Raw genomic sequence first — 18,403 nt, 5'->3', positions numbered from 1 at the left:
GCATAGGTTCGCGCTGTCCCAGTGTCACCGCCCCGGCAGCGTGATCGTCGCGCACAGCCCGCCGCCCTCGCGGTTCGTCAGCGTGATATCGCCCCCCGCCTCGCGCACGATCGCACGGGCGAGCGTCAGGCCAAGGCCGACGCCGCCGGTGGTGCGGTTGCGCGACGGGTCGAGCCGCGTGAACGGATCGAACACGGCGTCGATCTGCTCGGGCGGGATGCCGGGGCCGCGATCGGCGACCTCGATCCGCACGCCGCTGGCATCATGGCTCAGCGTCACTTCGGCCCCGCCACCATATTTGATCGCATTCTCGATCAAATTGCGCAGCGCGCGGCGCATCAGCGACGGGCGGATGCGGCGGGTCAGGCGATGGCCGTCCTCATATTCGACCTGTGCGCCGAGATCGCGGAAATCGTCCACCACCGCGTCGATCAGCGCCGACAAATCGGTCTCGGTTGGCTGCTCGCTCGGCCGGCCCAGCCGCGCCAGACTCAGAATATCGTCGAGCGTGCGGTTCATCTCGTCGATCGTGTCGGCCATCCGCGCACGATCCTCGTCGTCCTCGACCGACTCGATCCGCACGCGCAACGCGGCGAGCGGCGTGCGCAGATCATGCCCGATCGCGCCGAGCATCTGGTCCTTCTCATCCAGCATCGCCGTCACGCGGCTGCGCATCAGATTATGCGCGGCAATCACCGCGCGCACATCGCCCGGCCCGCGCTCCTCGATCGGCTCGGGAGCCGCACCGGGGCTGAACCCACGCGCCGCGTCGGCGAGCGAGCGCAACGGCCGATTGACGCGCGCGCCGACCCACAGCACCGGGACCAGCACCACGGCATAGATGATCAGCGTCTGCAGAATCAGCCGCCAGATGATGTCGACATCGCTCCGCGGCCAGGCCGATGTCAGCACCAGCCAGCCCTTGCCGGGCAGTTCGACCGCAACGATCATCTCGCCGCCCAGCCGCTTCAGCCGCTCGGCGCGCATCGCGTTCATCCGGGCAAAGCGCGGGTCGGTCGCCGACAGCTTGCGCACCCCGGTGATGATCCGCCCGACCGGAATCCCTGCCTCGGCCAGCGACAAGCGGATGCCTTCCTCGACCTCGGGCTTGCTGCGCAGCCCGGCAGGAATCGGATTGGTCGGCTCCAGCCGAAGTCGCGCTTTGCGCCCATCCGGCGGATCGCGAAAGCGGCCGTCGCGGATGCGCTCGGCGGCATCGACGACGCGCGTGATCGCGGGGGCGGTGACCTGTTCAAAGCGCAGCATCCGCCGCTCGCGCAGGATCAGGCCGAAATTGATCGCCTGCGCCACGAACAGCGCAAGCGCGACCAGCAGGGCGATCTGGCCGGTCAGGCTGCTCGGGATCAGCCGCTTCAGGACATGGGGGCGGGTCACAGCTTGGTAACGTCGCTCGCCAGCGTGTAGCCGCCGCCCCACACGGTCTTGATCAGCGTCGGGGTCTTGGCATCCGGCTCGATCTTCTTGCGCAGCCGGCTGACCTGATTGTCGATCGCACGGTCGAACGCCGCCGCCTCACGGCCTTGCGTCAGGTCGAGCAGCTGGTCGCGGGTCAGCACCGCGCGCGGGCGCATCACCAGCGCGAGCAACAGGTTGTACTCGCCAGTCGACAGCGGCACCGACACGCCATCGCGGCCGACCAAAGCGCGCTCGCCGGTCTTGAGCACCCATCCCGAAAAGGCATAGCTGCCGCTCTCGGGCGCATGCTGGCGCGTGCCGCCCGCCTGCATCCGGCGCAGCACCACCTTGATCCGCGCCGCCAGTTCGCGCGGGGAAAAGGGCTTCACGACATAATCGTCCGCGCCCATCTCAAGGCCGACGATGCGGTCGGTCTCCTCGCTCTTGGCGGTCAGCAGGATCACCGGCACTTCGCTGGTCGCGCGGATATGGCGGCACAGGCTCAGCCCATCCTCGCCCGGCATCATGATGTCGAGCACGACGAGGTCGATCGAATAGGCCGACAACCGCGTCCGCGCCGCCTCTGCATCGCCGACCTGGGTCACGCGAAACCCCTGCTTGGTCAGATATTGCGCCAGCGGCTCACGGATCGAACGCTCGTCATCGACGAGCAGCAAATGCGGGGTCTCGTTGGTCATCTCGTTGGAGTTAGCAGATTCCGCCCGCTCGGGAAGTGCCGGGCGGGCACGGAGGAGGTCGTCAAACCCGCCCGGCATCGCCGTCACGCGCCCTGGGGGGAGGGCGGGGGCGGCGGTGTCTGTCCGCGGCGCTCGCGCATCTTCTTCATCTTGTCGCGTGCCTTGTCGCGCTGCGCCTGCATCTCGGTCGCGTCGATCTTGCCGTCGCTATTGGTGTCGAGCTTGGCGAAGCGCTGTGCCGACTGCGCGTCGAACTCGGCCTTGCTGATCGCGCCGTCCTTGTTGATGTCGGCCATCATCATGCCGGCGCCGCCACCGCGACCGCCGCGCATGCCCTTGGCCTTGCCGCCCCGGCCTTCGCCGCGCTTGCCCATGCCCTTGCGCGCCTCGCCAGCCTCGGCCATGCCGTCCTTGTCGGCGTCCATCCGGGCAAAGCGTGCCTCGACCATCGCGCGGTTCTCCGCCTTGCTGATCATGCCGTCGCCATTGGTGTCGACGCGCGCCATCATCCGCTCGCCCATGCCGCCACCGCCGCGACGACCGCCGGGCATGAAGTCCTGCAGCTCGCCGCCCTTCTTCTCGGGCCCAGATTTTTCACTTTGGGCCGAGCGTGCGGCGTCCATGCCGGCCTTGCGCTCTTCCGCGCTAAGCTGGCCGTCCTTGTTGGTGTCGAGCCGGTCGAACCGCGCATCGGCACGGGCGAGCATCTCGGCCTTGGACACCGGCGCCTTGGGCGGGGTGGGGGCCTGGCCCTGCATCGCGACCGCGGCGCCCGCAGTCAGCATCGCGCCGATCGCGGCGGTGGTGAGAAATTTCTTCATACGGGCTCCTGTCACGCGGCAGGGGGCGCCGCAGTGATGCCCTTCTGAACCCCGCCTGTCGCAGCCATTTGTCAGCGTGCGGGGAAGTTGTCGCAAATTGTGTCGGGCTAGCCGAAAATCGCCACGCCCTGCGTCCCCTCGGCCACCAGCTTCCCGTCCGCATCCCACATCCGCATTGTCTGGCTCGAATAGCCGCTGCGTGCGCTGTCGGTCTCCGCCTCCAGCAGCCACCAGCCGTCGCGCGTCACCGGCGCGGGCCGCAGAATATTCACCTGCCAGGTCAGCGACGACAGCGGCGTCATCTTGGCGAACAGCCTGAACGCCGCGGGCGGCAGTGCGTCGCCCAGCGCCATCAGTTCGACCTCCGGGTCCAGCCCCGCCCGGTCGATCAGCCGCCCCCAGCGCAACCACTGCGTCGGGCGGGTGTCGGCCTTCAGGTCGAAGAAGTTGAAATTGCCGGTGAAGAACTCCTTCGGCCCGGTGTAGAGCTCGGCATCCGCAGGCGGCGGCGCATGGCGCGCGGCGGCGGTGCCGTCATGGTCGATCGCCGACTCCAGCTGCGCCATGAACACGAACGTGGTGCGCAGCCCCAGCCCGGCTTCGCTGACGATATCCGCCTGAATGAACGCGGCATTGCGCCCGCGCCGCAGCTTGGTCGCGGTCACCGTCACCGGCCCTGATAGCGGCCCGACAAACGCCACCTGCGCCGACCGCAGCGGCGGCAGATCCGGCTCAATCTGCTTCGCCGCCGCCAGCGCCAGCGCCGACGATAGCCCGCCATAGGCCGTGCGCCCCTGCAACCAGTTGGAGGGAATCTCAGTCGTGAAGCCCGTCTCGTTACGCTGCGCCGATGCCAGCAGGTCGATAAGCGAAGTCATGGGCGGTTCTCCACATACAGGTCGCGCAATTCGCGCTTCAGCACCTTGCCGATCGCACTGCGCGGCAACTCTTCGATCGCGATCAGGTCGCTCAGCCGCTGGGTCTTGCCAAGGCCAGCATTGACCGCCGCCAATATCTCCCCCGCCGGGGTCGCGCCGAAGGGGACATAGAACCCCACCGGCGTCTCCCCCCATTGCTCCGAGGGCACGCCAACCACCGCGCAATCGCGCACGCCCGGATGCTGGCGCAACTCCGCCTCCAGATCGCTCGGATAGATGTTGAACCCGCCCGAAATGATCAGGTCCTTCTTCCGGTCCATCAGGATCAGGAAGCCGTCGTCATCGAACCGACCGACATCGCCATGGCGGATGAAGCGGTTGCCATCCGCGCAGAACCACTCCGCCTCCGACGTCGCCTGTTTGCGCCCGTGATAGCCGGACATCATCGCCCCGCTGCGCCCGACGACCTCGCCCATCTCACCCTGCGTGACCTCGCGCCCGTCCTCATCGATCAGGCGGATGTCGTGCCCCGGCGCGGGCTGGCCGACCGTGTGCAGCTTGTCGGGATGCGCGGTCGCGTTGAGGATGCAGGTGCCGCCCCCCTCGGTCATCCCATAATATTCGACCAGCAACCCCGGCCAGCGCGCCACGACATCGGCTTTGAGCGCCGCGGAAAACGGCGCGCTGGTGCAGGTCTTCAACCGAAAGCTGGCCAGATCGAACGCATCGAAATCGGGCAGCGCCATGATCCGCTGATACTGGACCGGCACCAGCATCGCATGCGTGCCGCGATGCCGCTCCGCCGCCTCCAGAAAAGCGCGTGCATCGAACTTGCCCAGCAGCACCGCCGTCCCGCCCCAGGCCAGCGTCGGGATGAAGCTGACCAGGGTCGTATTCGAATAGAGCGGCGTCGCGATCATCGTCACCGCCTCGGCAAAGCCCGCCGCGTCGCCCCGCGCGACATGCGCCCAACGCATCGCATGTGGCTGCACGATCCCCTTGGGCGTGCCGGTCGTGCCGCTCGAATAGATGATGTTGAACGGATCTTCGGGCCGCAGTTCGACCGGGGAGGGCGCACCCACACCCGCCAGCCACGCATCCAGCGCCTCTGGGTCCAGCATCACCCGCCGCGCCGCCACCGCGCGGTCGCCCAGCGTCGCGGCGGCATCGGCATCGAGGAACACCACCCCCGCGCCGCTGTCGCCAACCATCGCCGCCATCTGATCGCCGGTGGAGGAGGGCGCAATCGGCGCCGGAGCCCCGCCCGCCCGGATCGCGCCGAGGAAGATCGCGGCATAGTCGACGCCCATCGCCCCGATAATCGCCACCGCCTGTCCGCGCACCAGCCCGTCGCGCTGCAACGCCGCCGCAATCGCGTCCATCCGCGCATCGAGCTGCGCATAGCTCAGCGCATCATCGCCATGCACCACCGCCAGCTTGTCCGCCTGGTCGCGCGCATGAGCAGCGATAAGCTCGGGCAAGGTCCCGAATGGCCCGGCCAGGATTTCCGCCGCTGTCTGCATCCCCACTCCTCGATTCGCATCAACTGCTATGCGAAACCGCCATTCGCTGCCATACGCGATCTTCGAAAAATGACGAGGAGAGGTCGATGCTGTTCTACGATTCGGCGATGCCCGCCCCCAATCCCCGCCGCGTCCGCATCTTCGCTGCGGAAAAGGGGATCACCCTGCCGACACAGGATGTGTCGATCATGAAGGGCGAGCACAAGAGCGAAGACTTCAAGGCCGTAAACCCGCTCGGCCAGACGCCAGCGCTGCAAACCGATGACGGAACCTGCCTGTCCGAAAGCGTCGCTATCTGCCGCTATCTCGAGGCACTGCACCCGGAACCGCCGTTGTTCGGCAGCACCCCGACCGAAATCGCACAGGTCGAAATGTGGAGCCGCCGCGTCGAGCTGCGCCTGATGGTCCCGACCGGCATGATCTGGATCCACACCCACCCCTTCACCGCGCGCGTCGTGCCGCACCAGTATAAGGAGTTCGGCGAGAGCAACCGCACGCTCGTCGCCCGCGCCCACGCCCTGTTCGACCAAGCGCTCGGCGAGACCCCGTACGTCGCGGGCGAGACCTACACGATGGCCGACATCCTGCTGCTCACCACGATCGATTTCGGCACCTTCATCGGCCTGACCATCGCTGAGGAACATGCCCGCCTCAACGACTGGCACCGCCGCGTCACCGCGCGCCCGAGCGCCGCTGCATGACCATGGAGGGAATGGCCGCTATCGTCACCGGTGGCGGCACCGGCATCGGCGCAGCGGTGGTCCGGCGGCTGGCCGCGCGCGGCGTGCGCTGCGTCATCAATTACGCCAACAGCCGCGACGCGGCCGAGGCGCTGGCGGCGGAACTGGCGAACGGATCGATCGCGGTCCAGGCCGACATCGCCGACGACGCCCAGTGCCGCGCACTCGCCGCTGCGGCGAGGGAGGCATTCGGCCGCATCGACTTGCTGGTCAACAATGCCGGCAAGACCAAATTCGCCAATCACGAAGACCTTGAAGCGCTGACCGCCGACGATTTTCTCGACATCTACCGCCTCAACACCATCGCCCCGTTCCAGATGATCCGCGCCTGCGCCCCCGCCATGCGCGAAGGGCCAGCGAGCGCGGTGGTCAACATCGCCTCGGTCGCCGGCGTGTTCGGCAACGGCTCCTCGGTCGCCTATGCCGCGTCAAAGGGCGCACTGGCGACGATGACCAAAAGCCTCGCCCGCGTGCTCGCCCCGCGATCCGAGTCAACGCCGTCGCGCCGGGCTATGTCGGCACCGGCTGGTTCAGCGAACGGATGACCCCCGAAGCGTTCGACAAATTCGAGGCCTATATCGCCAGCCAGACTCCGATGCAGATGGCTGCCCATGCCGACGATATCGCCGGACCGATCGTCAACCTGCTCGACCCGTCCAGCCGAGTCATCACCGGAGAGGTTGTGTTGCTTGACGCCGGCGCCCATCTCGATGTCGGACTATCGCGGCGACCCGGAAAAGGCTGAACTTGGCGCACAAGAAGCTCAATCTCCCGACCAAGCTCTGCGCCGCCTGCGCCCGCCCGTTCGCGTGGCGCAAGAAATGGGAACGCGACTGGGATAACGTCAAATACTGCTCCGACCGCTGCCGCGCGGCGGGACCGGCAAAGGACTGAGGCACCCTCTTTTTAGCCCCCTCCCGCTCGCGGGAGAGGGTTGGTTGAGGATCTTCTTCTTCCCCGCCCCTCTCGCAAGCGGGAGGGGCTAAGAAAGCAGAATCCTCACCCCTTCGTTACCGCCGCTGTCTGCCCAAACAGCACCTTCTTCTGCTCGTCGGTCATCACCGGATTCCCCGGCCGCACTTCCTCACCCTTGGCATAGGCCCGCACCGTCGCCGGCCGCGCGGCAACCGCCTCGAACCAGCGCTTCACATGCGCGAAGTCGTTCAGATCCTGGCTCTGCGCTGCGTACGGCACGATCCATGGATAGATCGCCATGTCCGCGATCGAATAGTCCTCGCCCCCGACGAACGGCTTGCCCGCGAGCTGGCGGTCGAGCACGCCGTACAGCCGGTTGGTCTCGTCGATGTAGCGCTTCTGCGCGTACGGAATCTGCTCGGGCGCGTAGCGGTTGAAATGGTGGTTCTGCCCCGCCATCGGGCCAAGGCCACCCATCTGCCACATCAGCCACTGCATCTGCACGATCTTGTCGCGCTGCTCGGGGCCAAAGAAGCGTCCGGTCTTGTTGGCGAGGTACAGCAGGATCGCCCCGCTCTCGAACACGCTGATTGCCTCGCCGCCATCGACCGGATCATGGTCGACAATCGCGGGCATGCGGTTGTTCGGCGCGATCTTCAGGAAATCGGGCTTGAACTGCTCGCCCTGACCGATGTTCACCGGCACGATCGAATAGGGGAGGCCGGCCTCCTCCAGAAACAGCGTGATCTTGTGGGCGTTCGGCGTGGGCCAGTAATGCAGGTCGATCATCGGGCAAGTCTCCAGCGGGGGAGCCGCACAAATGGGGTGGCCCGCAGCTTACGCAACCGGCTCCGCCGCACGCCCACGCCGCAGCACGAAGACCAGCACGATCCCCGCCGCAACCGTCGTCATCACCGCCGCCAGCGCAAAGGCCGCACCCGGAAAGCCATGTTCGGCGCCATAGGCCAAAGTCTGCGTCAGGCTCAGCGGCCCCAGGATCGCGGCGATGCTGGCAATGCTCGCCATCCCGCCCTGCAACGCGCCCTGATTGGCGGCATCGACCCGCCGGCTCAGCATCGCGTTGAGCGAGGGGTAGGCGAGCATCTGCAACGCCCCGAACATCAGGATCACGTACACCTGCCACCCCTGCGTCGCGAAGCCATAGGCGGCATAGGCGATCGTGCCGACGATCAGCCCGATCATCAGTGTCTTCGCCTCGCCCAGCGCAGCAATCGCGCGCCCGGTCACGAAAATCTGCGTCAGCGCCATCGCCGTGCCCGACGCCGCCAGTGACCAGCCGATCGCGCGGCTGTCCCAGCCATGCGCCAGCTCGGCGTAGAATGCCCAAGTCGCCGGATACACCTGATGCGCCAGCTGCCAGATGAACGCGACGGCAAGCAGCGGCAGCGCGCCCTTCATCGCGAACAGCGGGCGGAAGGTGCCGAGCGGATTGGCGCGCTTCCATGAAAAGGCGCGGCGATGCTCGGGCGCCAGCGTCTCGGGCAGGATGAAGAAGATCCATGTCGCGTTGATCGCCGCCAGCGCCGCCGCCACCATGAATGGCGTGCGCGGACCAAAGCCCGCGAGCAGGCCGCCGATCGCCGGGCCGACGACGAACCCGATCCCGAACGCTGCGCCCATCAGGCCGAATGTCGCGCCGCGCTTCTCCGGCGGGGTCACGTCGGCCAGGATCGCATTGGCCGGGCCATAGACCGCGCCTGCTATGCCCGCGATCAGCCGCCCGGCGAACAGCCAGGCGATCGTTGGCGCGAACGCCATCAGCGCATAGTCGACCGCAAAGATCAGCATCGCCGCCAGGATCACCGGCCGCCGGCCATAGCGGTCGCCCAGATTGCCCAGGATTGGTGCGGCAAAGAAATGCGCCAGCGCAAACACGATCGCCAGCGCCCCGCCGATCCGCGTCGCATCGGTCAGCGTCGCTCCGCTCAACTCGACGATCAGCGTCGGCAGCACCGGAATGACGATCCCGAACCCGATCGCATCGATCAACACCGCCGCCAGCGCGATCGGAACCGCGCGATGTCCGAACTTCATGCCCCTGCCCCCCGCTTTGGGCGTTCTTGTACGATCGATCGTGGCGGCACGGAAGCGCATCGCTCCAACCCATCGTCGTCCCGGCCTTGAGCCGGGACCAGACTGCCTTCCCCCGTAAGAAGCCTTGCCACGGGTCAAGCCCCGGGCGACGAAATGGGTAAGGCGCGCACCGCACGTCATTGGGATGGACTTGCTATCATTCCCGCTGGGCAAATGTCCTGCGGGCTTTGCGACAAATGGCGCGAAGCCACGCGACATGTTCGCTTCCGGTGAAATTCACCGCTGGGAGGCGACATGTTCGCTTCGCGATCCCGACTTGACGTAGCGTAATCCATACCGCACCTTCTAAACAGCTGCAGTAGACGGCGTATGGAGGATGCAGATGGCGACGACGCTTGGTGGAGCCGTGCCGGTCGAACGGGCGCGTGTGTCTGGGACCCCGCCGATCACGCTGCGCACGCGGGTTAGCTATGGTTCGGGGGCGATCGCGAATGGCATCAAGAATGCCGCCTTCACCACCTATCTGCTGTTTTTCTACAGCCAGATCATCGGCGTGCCGGCCGGGATCGTCTCCGCCGCGGTCGCGCTGACGCTGCTGGTCGATGCGGTTGCCGATCCGCTGATCGGGCGCTGGTCTGACCTCACGCGCAGCCGCTGGGGGCGCCGTCACCCGTTCATCTATGGCTCGGCGCTTCCGACCGCCTTGTTCTTCCTGCTCGCCTGGTTCCCGCCCGCTGGCCTCACCGATTTCCAGATGGGCGTGTGGATCTTCGCCACCGCCTCGCTCACCCGCATGTCGATCAGCGCGTTCGAGATCGCGACCTCGGCGATGACGCCAGAGATGACCGACGATTATCGTGAGCGCACGCGGCTGTTCTCGCTGCGCTGGTGGTTCGGCTATGCCGGAACCTATGGTTTCACGACGGTGTGCCTGCTGACCTTCTTCGCCGCGACGCCCGAATATCCGCGCGGTCAGCTTAATCCGGATGGCTATCCCGGCTTCGCCATCGCCGGCGCGCTGACGATCTTTGTCGTGATCCTGATCTGCGGCATCGGCACGCACAACCGCATCCCGCATCTGCGCCAGGCCGACGCGCCGACACAGCGGATGTCGCTGCTGGGCCATCTGCGCGAGATGGGCGCGGCGCTCAAGAACCGCGCATTTCTGGCAATTTTCGGCTTCGGTGTCCTCAAATTCTCCGCGATCGGCCTCTACAGCGCGACCAATTTGTTCTTTGGCACGTACCTGTTCGAACTCACCGCGACCCAGCTCGCGATCCTGACGATCGACAGCCTTGTCGCCGCCACCATCGCCGCGCCGCTCGCGCCGATCATGTCGGCATGGATCGGCAAGCGGGCGAGCTCGATGGTCTTCGCCGTGTTCGGCGTCGCGATCGGCCTGTCACCGCTGCTGCTGTCCTATCTTGGCTGGTTCTTCGTGCCGGGCGACGCGCTGCTGGTGCCGACCCTGTTCGCGATCGGCGCGCTGTATGGCGCGATGGTCGCGATCTCGCTGATCAACACCAGCTCGATGCTCGCCGATGTGGTCGAGGACAGCGCGGTGACGACCGGGCGGCATGAGGCGGGGATGTTCTTCGCCGCCTCCAGCTTCATGCAGCAATGCTCGACCGCGATCGGCATCTTCCTCGCCGGGCGCCTGCTGGTCTGGTCCGACTTCCCGGCCAAGCCCGTGCCGGGGCAAGTCACGGACGAGGCGATCCGCAGCCTCGTCATCCACTACATCCCCTGTTCGATCGGGCTATGGACGCTCGGCGCGCTGATCCTGTTCTTCTACCCGATCACCCGCGCCAAGCACGAAGCCAATGTCGCCGCCCTGCGCGCGCGGGAGGCGGAAGCACGGTCGCTGGAGATGGACAATTCGGCGCTGCTCGGCCCGGTCCGTTGATCCGGGGGATTGACGCGCGCAAAGCCATACCGCAAATTCAAATTGAACGTCGTGGGAGTCGCTTTGACGGTGCATGCAAACGGCCCAAAGCCGATAGGCTGAGAATGGTCGAAAGCGAACATGTCGAGGAAATTCGCGCAAAGTGACCAAAAGCGAACATGTCGTGGAAGAATGCGCTGTGGATCCACAGGCGGCCGTGAATTTTGAGGAGAGAACATGTCTGTAATGGAGGATGTAAGGGTCGATCTCGACACCTTCCGCGCCGAAGTCCGCGACTGGCTCGCGGCCAACTTCCCGGCCTCGCTCAAGGGCAAGGACAATAGCATGTCCGCGGTCGAGGGGCCGACCAACGAGACCGCCGAACAGGCCGCCTGGCGCAAGGCGATGGGCGAAAAGGGTTGGGGCGTCCCGACCTGGCCCGCCGAATATGGCGGCGGCGGCCTCAGCCGCGCACAGGCCAAGGTGCTGGCCGAGGAAATGGGCCGCGCCGGGGCGTGGAATCCGATTGGCGGCATGGGCGTGATGATGTTCGGCCCGACGCTGCTGGAATATGGCAATGAGGCGCAGAAGAAGGAGCATATCCCGGCGATCGCGCGCGGCGAAGTGCGCTGGTGCCAGGGCTATTCGGAACCGAACGCTGGCTCCGACCTCGCCAACCTCCAGACCTTTGCCGAGGACAAGGGCGACCATTACATCGTCAACGGCCAGAAGACCTGGACCAGCGGCGGGCAGTGGGCGCACAAATGCTTTGCCATCGTCCGCACCGACAAGACCCAGAAGCAGGGCGGCATCACCTTCCTGCTGATCGACATGGATTCGCCCGGCGTCGAGGTGAAGCCGATCCAGATGATCAGCGGCATGTCGCCCTTCTGCGAGACCTTCTTCACCAATGTGAAGGTGCCCAAGGAAAACCGCGTCGGTGAGGAGGGGCAGGGCTGGACGATCGGCAAGCGCCTGCTTCAGCATGAGCGCACCAATTTGTCGGGCGGCGGCTCTGCCTTCCGCATGTCCGGGCCTTCGCTCGCCGACATTGCCAAGAAATATGTCGGCATCGATGCCGAGGGGCGCATCGCCAACCCCGATCTGCGCGCCCGCATCGCCAAGTTCGAGATGGACTGGCGCGCCTTCCTGCTCACCGCGATGCGCGTGCAGGCGGAGAGCAAGGGCGGCGGCGTGTCCGAAGTGTCGTCGATCCTCAAGACCGTCGGCACCAAGCTCGGTCAGGAACGCGCCGAATTGATGATCGAGATTCAGGGGATGGAAGGGCTCGGCTGGGAAGGCGATGGCTTTACCGAGGCGCAGATCCATGGCGTGCGCGCGTGGCTCTTCGGCAAGGCGACGACCATCTATGGCGGCTCGACCGAAATCCAGAACAACGTGATCGCCAAGCGCATCCTGGGGATGCTGGATCATCAATAAGCCGCGTCGCCCCGGCGCAGGCCGGGGCCGCCCCGTGGCGGGGCGTGGCGCAACATTCTAGCGGCCCCGGCCTTCGCCGGGGCGACGAGGACGAAGACTATGGCCGTTCTGACCGAAGAACAGACGATGCTGCGCGACATGGCGCGCGACTGGGCGGGTAATGAGAGCCCGGTCACGGCGTGGCGCAAGATCCGCAATGCCAATGAGGCGACGGGATACGACCCCGCCGCCTATGCGACGATGGCCGAAATGGGCTGGACCGGGGTGATTATCCCGGAGGCGCAGGGCGGCAGCGATTTCGGCTGGCTGAGCCTTGGCCTCGTGATCGAGGAACTGGGCAAGACGCTTGCCGCCAGCCCGATTGCCGCATCTGCGGCGGCTGCATCCGCCATCCTGCTGGGCGGCAGCGATGCACAGAAGGACAAGTATCTCCCGCGCATCGCCAGCGGGGAACTGGTCGCGACGCTCGCAGTCGATGAAGGGCCGCGGCATGATCCATCGGCGATCGCGGCCTCGGTCGAGGGCGGCAAGCTCAGCGGTACCAAGGCGTTCGTCGCCGAGGGTGACAGCGCCGGGCTGTTTGTGGTCGCCGCCGCCGATGGCCTGTATCTGGTCGAGGCGGGGGAGGGCGTGACCGTCGATCGCCGCCACCTCGTCGATTTCCGCAGTCATGCGCAGGTAACGTTCGACGGCGCGGCTGCGGACAAGCTCGCATCGGGCGGTGCCGACCTGCTCGACGCGGTGCTCGATCGCGCCGCCGTGCTCGCCGCCGCCGAGATGCTCGGCATGGCGGGTCAGGCGTTCGACACCACGCTCGCCTACCTCAAACAGCGCGTGCAGTTCGGGCAGATCCTCGCGACCTTCCAGGCGCTGCAGCACCGCATGGCCAATCTGTTCAGCGAGATCGAGCAGATGCGCTCGGCGGTCGAGGCGGGGCTTGCCGCGATCGACCGGGGCGGCGATGTGCGTCAGGCGGCATCGCTGGCCAAGGGCAAGGCGAACGAGATCGGCCATCTGATGAGCCGCGAGCTGATCCAGCTGCATGGCGGCATCGGCATGACCGACGAATATGATGCGGGATTTTATCTCAAGCGCATGCGCGTGCTTGAGCAGATGTGGGGCAATACTGCCTATCACCGCGACCGGTTCGCGCGGCTGAGCGGGTTCTAAGGTCGCGGCGTAATCCTCTCCCGCCAGGGGAGGTGTCGCCGCAGGCGACGGAGGGGGAGGGCGGCTGCGTCTTTTCGCCTATCGCCGCGGTGCTTCCTCCCCCTCCGTCACGCTTCGCGTGCCACCTCCCCCTGGCGGGGGAGGATTAAAAGATGCCGATCAAGCTCGGGGGCGCTTCCGCAATTGACGGCAGCGCCCCTTTTCGCATCTGCGGTATAAAATCGATCGTTTAGAAGATCCGTTCAACATACCCGCGCGTATTTTGCTGGTACTGAATGCAGCGTGCTTTTCCTGATACACCACCGGATAAGTGGCGTTTCGCAACGCTTTTCTCGCCTTGACCCGAAGTCCGGAACTCGTTCTATTCGAGTTTACGGTATGGAACCGCACAGCGTTCCGGCCGAACGGGAGTGGGATCTATGAAGAAGCAGCTTTTGGCGGCGTGCGGACTTTCGGCGCTCGTCCTCGGCGGAACAGCGCCGGCCTTCGCGCAGGACAGCGGCGAGGAATCCGAAATCGTCATCACCGGATCGCTGATCGCCGGCACCCCTGAAGATGCGGCGCTGCCGGTCGATGTGATCGGCGCCGAGGAGCTTGCCAAGCAGGGCAATCCATCGGTGCTGGATCTGGTCAAGGCGCTGCCGAGTTCGAGCGCGTCGCTGGGCGATGCCAATCAGTTCGACAGCCGCTCGCAGGGGGCCGAGGGCATTGCGACGGTGAACCTGCGCGGGCTCAGCCCGCAGCGCACGCTGGTGCTGCTCAATTCGAAGCGGCTTGCGACCTCGGGCAATGGCGTCCCGTCGGTCGACATCAACCTGTTGCCCCAGGCCGCGATCAGCCGGGTCGAGGTGCTCAAGGACGGCGCGGCCGCGACCTATGGCTCCGAGGCGATTGCAGGCGTGGTCAATTTCATCACACGCACCAATCAGCGCGGCTTCCAGGGGTCGGGCAGCTGGCGCTTCATCGACGGGTCGGACGGCGATGTCGATGTGTCCCTCAGCTTTGGTCATGTTGGCGAGAATTTCCGCGTGCTGGTCGCGGGCGGCTATCAGCAGCGCGGCCAGCTCATGGCAAAGGAGCGCGACTGGGCCATCCGCCCCTATGCCGAAAACCCGCAGGGCGGCTGGACCGGCGGCGGCAACCCGGCGAACTTCCTGTTCCTTGGCGCGACCGGGGCGCCGGTCACCGGCATCGCGGCGGACAGCGCCTGCGCCCCGCTCGGCGGCTTCGTCGGGGCCGATGCGCGCTGCTACAACCAATATTCGACCTATGACAATCTGGTCGAAAAGGAGACGCGCGGGCAGGCGTTCATCGATTTCGAATGGGATGTGGGTGAGAAGACCACGTTCCAGGTGACGGCGCTGTTGGGGCGCACGACGGTCCCGAACTATTTGTCCTCACCTTCCTATCTGCTGACCCAGCCGCCTTCGGGCGTGGCGATTGCCGGGACGCCGTTCGCCCCCTTCGCCGCCTTGCTCAACAGCGGCTTTTTCGTGCCGAGCGCGAACCCGGGGCTCGTTGCCTATCGGGCGGCGAATACGACCCCGGCGGGGGCTGGTGTGCTGTTTCCGACCCTGTTGTTCCGCCCATTCCTGCTGGGCGGCAACCCGTCGACGCTGGACAATGACTTTGCTCCGGGATCGGCGACCGGTCTGCGCAAGAGCGAGTCGACCCGCTTCACCGCCGAACTACGCGGCGAGCTCACCGATGGGCTGAACTATAACCTCAATGCCACCTACCACAGCTATTACCGTTACATTGACGGCTATGATTCGTTCGGTGATCGGGTGCAGCGCGCGTTGCTGGGCTTTGGCGGGCCCAATTGCTCGGGCACGACGCCGGGTGCCAATGGCTGTCTGTGGCTCAACCCGTTCGGCAACGCCGTCAGCGTCAACCCGGCGACCGGCCAGACCAACCCGGTCGCCAATGGTCCGAGCAACTCGGCTGAGCTGACCGACTGGTTCTTTGTCCGGTCGAATACCAAGGTGAACACCGACCTGCTCGTGTTTGAAGGCTCTTTGAGCGGCGGGACCGGATTCAATCTGCCGGGCGGAGAGGTCCAGTTCGGCGTGGGCGCGCAATATCGCGATATGTCGATCACCGGTCGCTATGGTGCCAACAACAATCTGGCCGCCAATCCCTGTCGCGAATCCCCGCTCAACGGCAACACCAATGCTGCCGCCTGTTCGGGTGGGCGGGCGGCCGCGGGCGCCATCGGCTTCCTTGGGACCAATCTCGACTATGACCTTCAGGGCGATGTGTGGGCGGTGTATGGCGAGGTGCAGCTGCCGGTGCTCGACACGCTGAACCTTCAGGTTGCCGCGCGGTTCGAGGATTATGGCGGGGCCACCGGATCGACCTTTGACCCGCAGATCCGTGCGCGGTGGCAGGTGACCGACTGGCTGGCGGTGCGTGGCGGCTTTGGCACCACCTTCCGCGCGCCGACGCTGAACCAGCTGGCGCCGGGATCGATTACCGCGCTCCAGATCATCGACACGACCTTCCGCCCGATCGATGTGGCGGGCAATCCGAACCTGGTGCCCGAAAGCTCGAAGAACTACGGCGCGGGCATCCTGTTCAATGCCGGCGGCTTCAGCGCCAGCATCGATTATTACCGCTATGATATCGAAGAGGCGATCGTCGCCGATCCGCTGATCTCGATGGTCAACACCTTGTTCCCCAGCACCGGCGGCAACACCTGTGCCACCAATGCGGCGCTGGCGGCGCGCTTCACCTTCTCCACCGGGCCGTGCGTGGCGTCCACGCCGGGCGTGCCGGGATCGGGAACGCAGCGCACCGCCATCTCGCGCGTCAGGACGGTGACCCAGAATGGTGCGTCGATCACCAATGAGGGCATCGACGTGATGGCCAGCTATCGCGGAACCGATTTCCTGGGCAGCGGTACCCGCTTTGCGATCGGCGGCAACGTTACCTACACGCTTCAGAACCGGATCAGCGACATCTTCGTCGAAGGCGCGCTGGTGCAGGATGGCTATGACGGTGTCGGGCTGCTCAACTATCAGACGACGCTGTATCCGGTGCCGGAATGGAAGGGGCAGGGCTTCCTTGAATTCGGTGCAGGGCCGATCGATGCGCGGTTGACCGTCACCTACATCGACGGGCTGTACGATCAGCGCGCCAACACGACGACGACCGGCGTCTATGGCCCCAATGCCTCGCTCGGCGGGCTGCGGGTGACCGAGGGCGCGTTCATCGACAGCTTCACCACTGCAGACTTCACGGTCCAGTTCGCGATCAACGATGCGGTCACGCTGTCGGGCAGCATCTACAACATCTTTGACCAGGATCCGCCCTTCGCGCGCGAAGACTACAACTACGAGCCGTTCGTGGGGAATCCTCTGGGCCGCAACTTCAAGATTGGCGTTTCCGCCAAGTTCTGAAGCCGGTAGCTTTCGGGGCTCCGTCGCGCGGGGAACGCGGCGGAGCTCCGCTTTTGTTTGACCATGGCGAAGAAATGACGTCGCGTAGCGCGTAACAAGGAGCAGGTTCAGATGGCGACGATTCCCGCACCGGACGGTCCCGTTCCTGAAGGGGCCGATGACCGGGCGATCCGGCGCCGCGGCCTCACGCTCGCGCTGCTGACCATCACCTATTTCTTCAGCTATATGGATCGCCAGATCCTCGCGATCCTGCAGGAGCTGATCAAGAAGGACCTCGGGCTCAGCGATACCCAGCTGGGGATGCTGACGGGCCTTGCCTTTGCCATCTTCTATGCCGGGCTTGGCATCCCGGTCGCGCGGCTTGCCGACCGAATGAACCGGCGCAACATCATCACGATCAGCTTGACGGTGTGGAGCGCGATGACCGCCGCGTGCGGACTGGCGCAGAATTTCATCCAGCTGCTGATCTTCCGCATCGGCGTCGGAATTGGCGAGGCCGGATCGAGCCCGCCGAGCCACTCGATCATCGCCGACCTTTATCCGCCCGAAAAGCGCGCCGGGGCGATGGCGATCTATTCGCTGGGCGTGGTGCTGGGCACCGCGTTCGGGACGATGATCGGGGGCACGGTTGCGCATTATTATGGCTGGCGCATCGCCTTGCTCGCGGTCGGCCTGCCGGGCGTTATTCTTGCCTTTTTCGTGTGGAAGTTCGTGGTGGAGCCGCGCCGCGGCCTATCCGACGTGGTCAGGGTCGCGGAGAGCGATGCGATGCCCTCGCTACGGGAGGCATTTGCCGGGATGTGGGCCAACAAGGCGGCGGTGCATGTCGTGCTCGGGGTCACGCTGACCTCAATGATCGGTTATGGCCTGGCTGCGTTCGGGCCGAGTTACATGCAGCGCTCGCTGGACATGAGTTTGCTGGAGATCGCGTGGATCGTGGCCCCGATCCTGGGTGTGGTCGGCGCATTGTCGGCGGTGATCGGCGGGCGGCTTGCCGACTGGCTGGCGAAAACACGCGGCATGCATGCGCAAAGCTATATGGTCGCGCTGCTCAAGGTCATCGCGCTGCCATTTGCGCTGATGTTCTACTGGCTCGACAGCTGGCAGCTTGCGCTGTGCGCCTATGTCGTCGCGCTGCTGTTCCAGAACAGCTATCTTGGCCCCAGCTTCGCGATGATCCAGAGCCTCGCCCCGCAAAAGGTGCGCGCGCTGTGGGCGGCGATCACCTTGCTGGTCATCAACATGGTCGGTCTTGGCATCGGCCCGGTCGCGGTCGGGCGCCTCAGCGACGCACTCTACCCGACCTATGGTGAGGACTCGCTGCGCTATGCGATGCTCATCTTCGCCGCGATCACGCCCTGGGCGATCTTCCATTACTGGCGCGCGGGCGTGTGGCTGAAGCGGCGGGCGGCTGCGGGCTGACGAGAGGATTGCCCGTATTCCCATTTCGGGTTAGCTGTC

The 18,403-nt window shown here is 65.7% G+C and carries 14 protein-coding genes and 1 pseudogene; 8 read left to right on the top strand and 7 right to left on the bottom strand.

Translation table 11 applies throughout. From position 1 onward, the window contains the following. Positions 1 to 24: 24 nt before the first annotated feature. From K9B35_RS15440 to K9B35_RS15420, 5 genes are all read right to left on the bottom strand, one after another. Complete coding sequence (locus K9B35_RS15440; protein WP_224922873.1) at positions 25 to 1,395, bottom strand: sensor histidine kinase; 1,371 nt, start codon at positions 1,393 to 1,395, stop codon at positions 25 to 27. Beyond that, a complete protein-coding gene (locus K9B35_RS15435) occupies positions 1,392 to 2,114 on the bottom strand; it encodes a response regulator (protein ID WP_224922872.1) in 723 nt (240 codons plus the stop codon). The genes K9B35_RS15440 and K9B35_RS15435 overlap by 4 nt, the downstream gene beginning before the upstream one ends. An 83-nt stretch (positions 2,115 to 2,197) precedes the next feature. Further along, entirely contained in the window at positions 2,198 to 2,935 is a 738-nt protein-coding gene (locus K9B35_RS15430) for a hypothetical protein (RefSeq protein ID WP_224922871.1), read from the bottom strand. A 107-nt stretch (positions 2,936 to 3,042) separates the two neighbouring features. Beyond that, complete coding sequence (locus K9B35_RS15425) at positions 3,043 to 3,813, bottom strand: thioesterase family protein (RefSeq protein ID WP_224922870.1); 771 nt, start codon at positions 3,811 to 3,813, stop codon at positions 3,043 to 3,045. After that, complete coding sequence (locus K9B35_RS15420) at positions 3,810 to 5,336, bottom strand: class I adenylate-forming enzyme family protein (protein ID WP_224922869.1); 1,527 nt, start codon at positions 5,334 to 5,336, stop codon at positions 3,810 to 3,812. The genes K9B35_RS15425 and K9B35_RS15420 overlap by 4 nt, the downstream gene beginning before the upstream one ends. Before the next feature lie 86 nt (positions 5,337 to 5,422). Between K9B35_RS15420 and K9B35_RS15415 the strand changes: the two genes are divergently transcribed. The 3 genes and pseudogenes from K9B35_RS15415 to K9B35_RS15405 all read left to right on the top strand — a co-directional run bounded on the left by K9B35_RS15415 (position 5,423) and on the right by K9B35_RS15405 (position 6,970). Beyond that, positions 5,423 to 6,037, top strand: a complete 615-nt coding sequence (locus tag K9B35_RS15415; RefSeq protein WP_224922868.1) for a glutathione S-transferase family protein — start codon at positions 5,423 to 5,425, stop codon at positions 6,035 to 6,037. Beyond that, positions 6,034 to 6,821, top strand: a pseudogene (locus tag K9B35_RS15410) (SDR family NAD(P)-dependent oxidoreductase). The gene K9B35_RS15415 and the pseudogene K9B35_RS15410 overlap by 4 nt, the downstream one beginning before the upstream one ends. A 2-nt stretch (positions 6,822 to 6,823) precedes the next feature. Then, positions 6,824 to 6,970, top strand: coding sequence for a DUF2256 domain-containing protein (locus tag K9B35_RS15405; protein ID WP_224922867.1), 147 nt, complete (start codon positions 6,824 to 6,826; stop codon positions 6,968 to 6,970). Positions 6,971 to 7,075: 105 nt separating this feature from the next. Here K9B35_RS15405 and K9B35_RS15400 read toward each other — a convergent pair whose 3' ends face one another. Both K9B35_RS15400 and K9B35_RS15395 read right to left on the bottom strand, forming a co-directional pair. Further along, positions 7,076 to 7,780 carry a glutathione S-transferase N-terminal domain-containing protein gene (locus tag K9B35_RS15400; RefSeq protein WP_224922866.1) on the bottom strand — a complete coding sequence of 235 codons (705 nt, stop codon included), beginning with the start codon at positions 7,778 to 7,780 and terminating at the stop codon, positions 7,076 to 7,078. A 48-nt stretch (positions 7,781 to 7,828) separates the two neighbouring features. After that, positions 7,829 to 9,046, bottom strand: a complete 1,218-nt coding sequence (locus K9B35_RS15395; RefSeq protein ID WP_224922865.1) for a TCR/Tet family MFS transporter — start codon at positions 9,044 to 9,046, stop codon at positions 7,829 to 7,831. Between the two features lie 382 nt (positions 9,047 to 9,428). Here K9B35_RS15395 and K9B35_RS15390 point away from each other — a divergent pair, with 382 nt between their 5' ends. From K9B35_RS15390 to K9B35_RS15370, 5 genes are all read left to right on the top strand, one after another. Further along, positions 9,429 to 10,952 (top strand): MFS transporter, encoded by a 1,524-nt coding sequence (locus tag K9B35_RS15390; protein WP_224922864.1) that lies wholly within the window; start codon positions 9,429 to 9,431, stop codon positions 10,950 to 10,952. Positions 10,953 to 11,168: 216 nt separating this feature from the next. Continuing rightward, positions 11,169 to 12,371: an acyl-CoA dehydrogenase family protein gene (locus K9B35_RS15385; RefSeq protein ID WP_224922863.1), complete on the top strand. Its 1,203-nt coding sequence runs from the start codon at positions 11,169 to 11,171 to the stop codon at positions 12,369 to 12,371. Between the two features lie 99 nt (positions 12,372 to 12,470). Then, positions 12,471 to 13,541, top strand: coding sequence for an acyl-CoA dehydrogenase family protein (locus K9B35_RS15380; RefSeq protein WP_224922862.1), 1,071 nt, complete (start codon positions 12,471 to 12,473; stop codon positions 13,539 to 13,541). Positions 13,542 to 13,960: 419 nt separating this feature from the next. Beyond that, complete coding sequence (locus K9B35_RS15375; protein WP_224922861.1) at positions 13,961 to 16,942, top strand: TonB-dependent receptor domain-containing protein; 2,982 nt, start codon at positions 13,961 to 13,963, stop codon at positions 16,940 to 16,942. 111 nt (positions 16,943 to 17,053) lie between these two features. Beyond that, positions 17,054 to 18,364, top strand: coding sequence for a spinster family MFS transporter (locus K9B35_RS15370; RefSeq protein WP_224922860.1), 1,311 nt, complete (start codon positions 17,054 to 17,056; stop codon positions 18,362 to 18,364). The last annotated feature ends 39 nt before the right edge of the window (positions 18,365 to 18,403 follow it).

The sequence above is a fragment of the Sphingomonas sp. R647 genome, from assembly GCF_020177055.1.
GTDB lineage: Bacteria > Pseudomonadota > Alphaproteobacteria > Sphingomonadales > Sphingomonadaceae > Sphingomonas.
The sequence above is the reverse complement of the archived record's forward strand: the minus strand, read 5'-3'. Positions and strand labels throughout refer to the sequence as shown.

Coding starts and splice junctions, on each gene's coding strand:
- K9B35_RS15400 (WP_224922866.1), bottom strand. CDS start 7,780: ATGATCGACCTGCATTACTGGCCCACGCCGAACGCCCACAAGATCACG.
- K9B35_RS15375 (WP_224922861.1), top strand. CDS start 13,961: ATGAAGAAGCAGCTTTTGGCGGCGTGCGGACTTTCGGCGCTCGTCCTC.
- K9B35_RS15385 (WP_224922863.1), top strand. CDS start 11,169: ATGTCTGTAATGGAGGATGTAAGGGTCGATCTCGACACCTTCCGCGCC.
- K9B35_RS15370 (WP_224922860.1), top strand. CDS start 17,054: ATGGCGACGATTCCCGCACCGGACGGTCCCGTTCCTGAAGGGGCCGAT.
- K9B35_RS15390 (WP_224922864.1), top strand. CDS start 9,429: ATGGCGACGACGCTTGGTGGAGCCGTGCCGGTCGAACGGGCGCGTGTG.
- K9B35_RS15415 (WP_224922868.1), top strand. CDS start 5,423: ATGCTGTTCTACGATTCGGCGATGCCCGCCCCCAATCCCCGCCGCGTC.
- K9B35_RS15430 (WP_224922871.1), bottom strand. CDS start 2,935: ATGAAGAAATTTCTCACCACCGCCGCGATCGGCGCGATGCTGACTGCG.
- K9B35_RS15420 (WP_224922869.1), bottom strand. CDS start 5,336: ATGCAGACAGCGGCGGAAATCCTGGCCGGGCCATTCGGGACCTTGCCC.
- K9B35_RS15395 (WP_224922865.1), bottom strand. CDS start 9,046: ATGAAGTTCGGACATCGCGCGGTTCCGATCGCGCTGGCGGCGGTGTTG.
- K9B35_RS15435 (WP_224922872.1), bottom strand. CDS start 2,114: ATGACCAACGAGACCCCGCATTTGCTGCTCGTCGATGACGAGCGTTCG.
- K9B35_RS15380 (WP_224922862.1), top strand. CDS start 12,471: ATGGCCGTTCTGACCGAAGAACAGACGATGCTGCGCGACATGGCGCGC.
- K9B35_RS15425 (WP_224922870.1), bottom strand. CDS start 3,813: ATGACTTCGCTTATCGACCTGCTGGCATCGGCGCAGCGTAACGAGACG.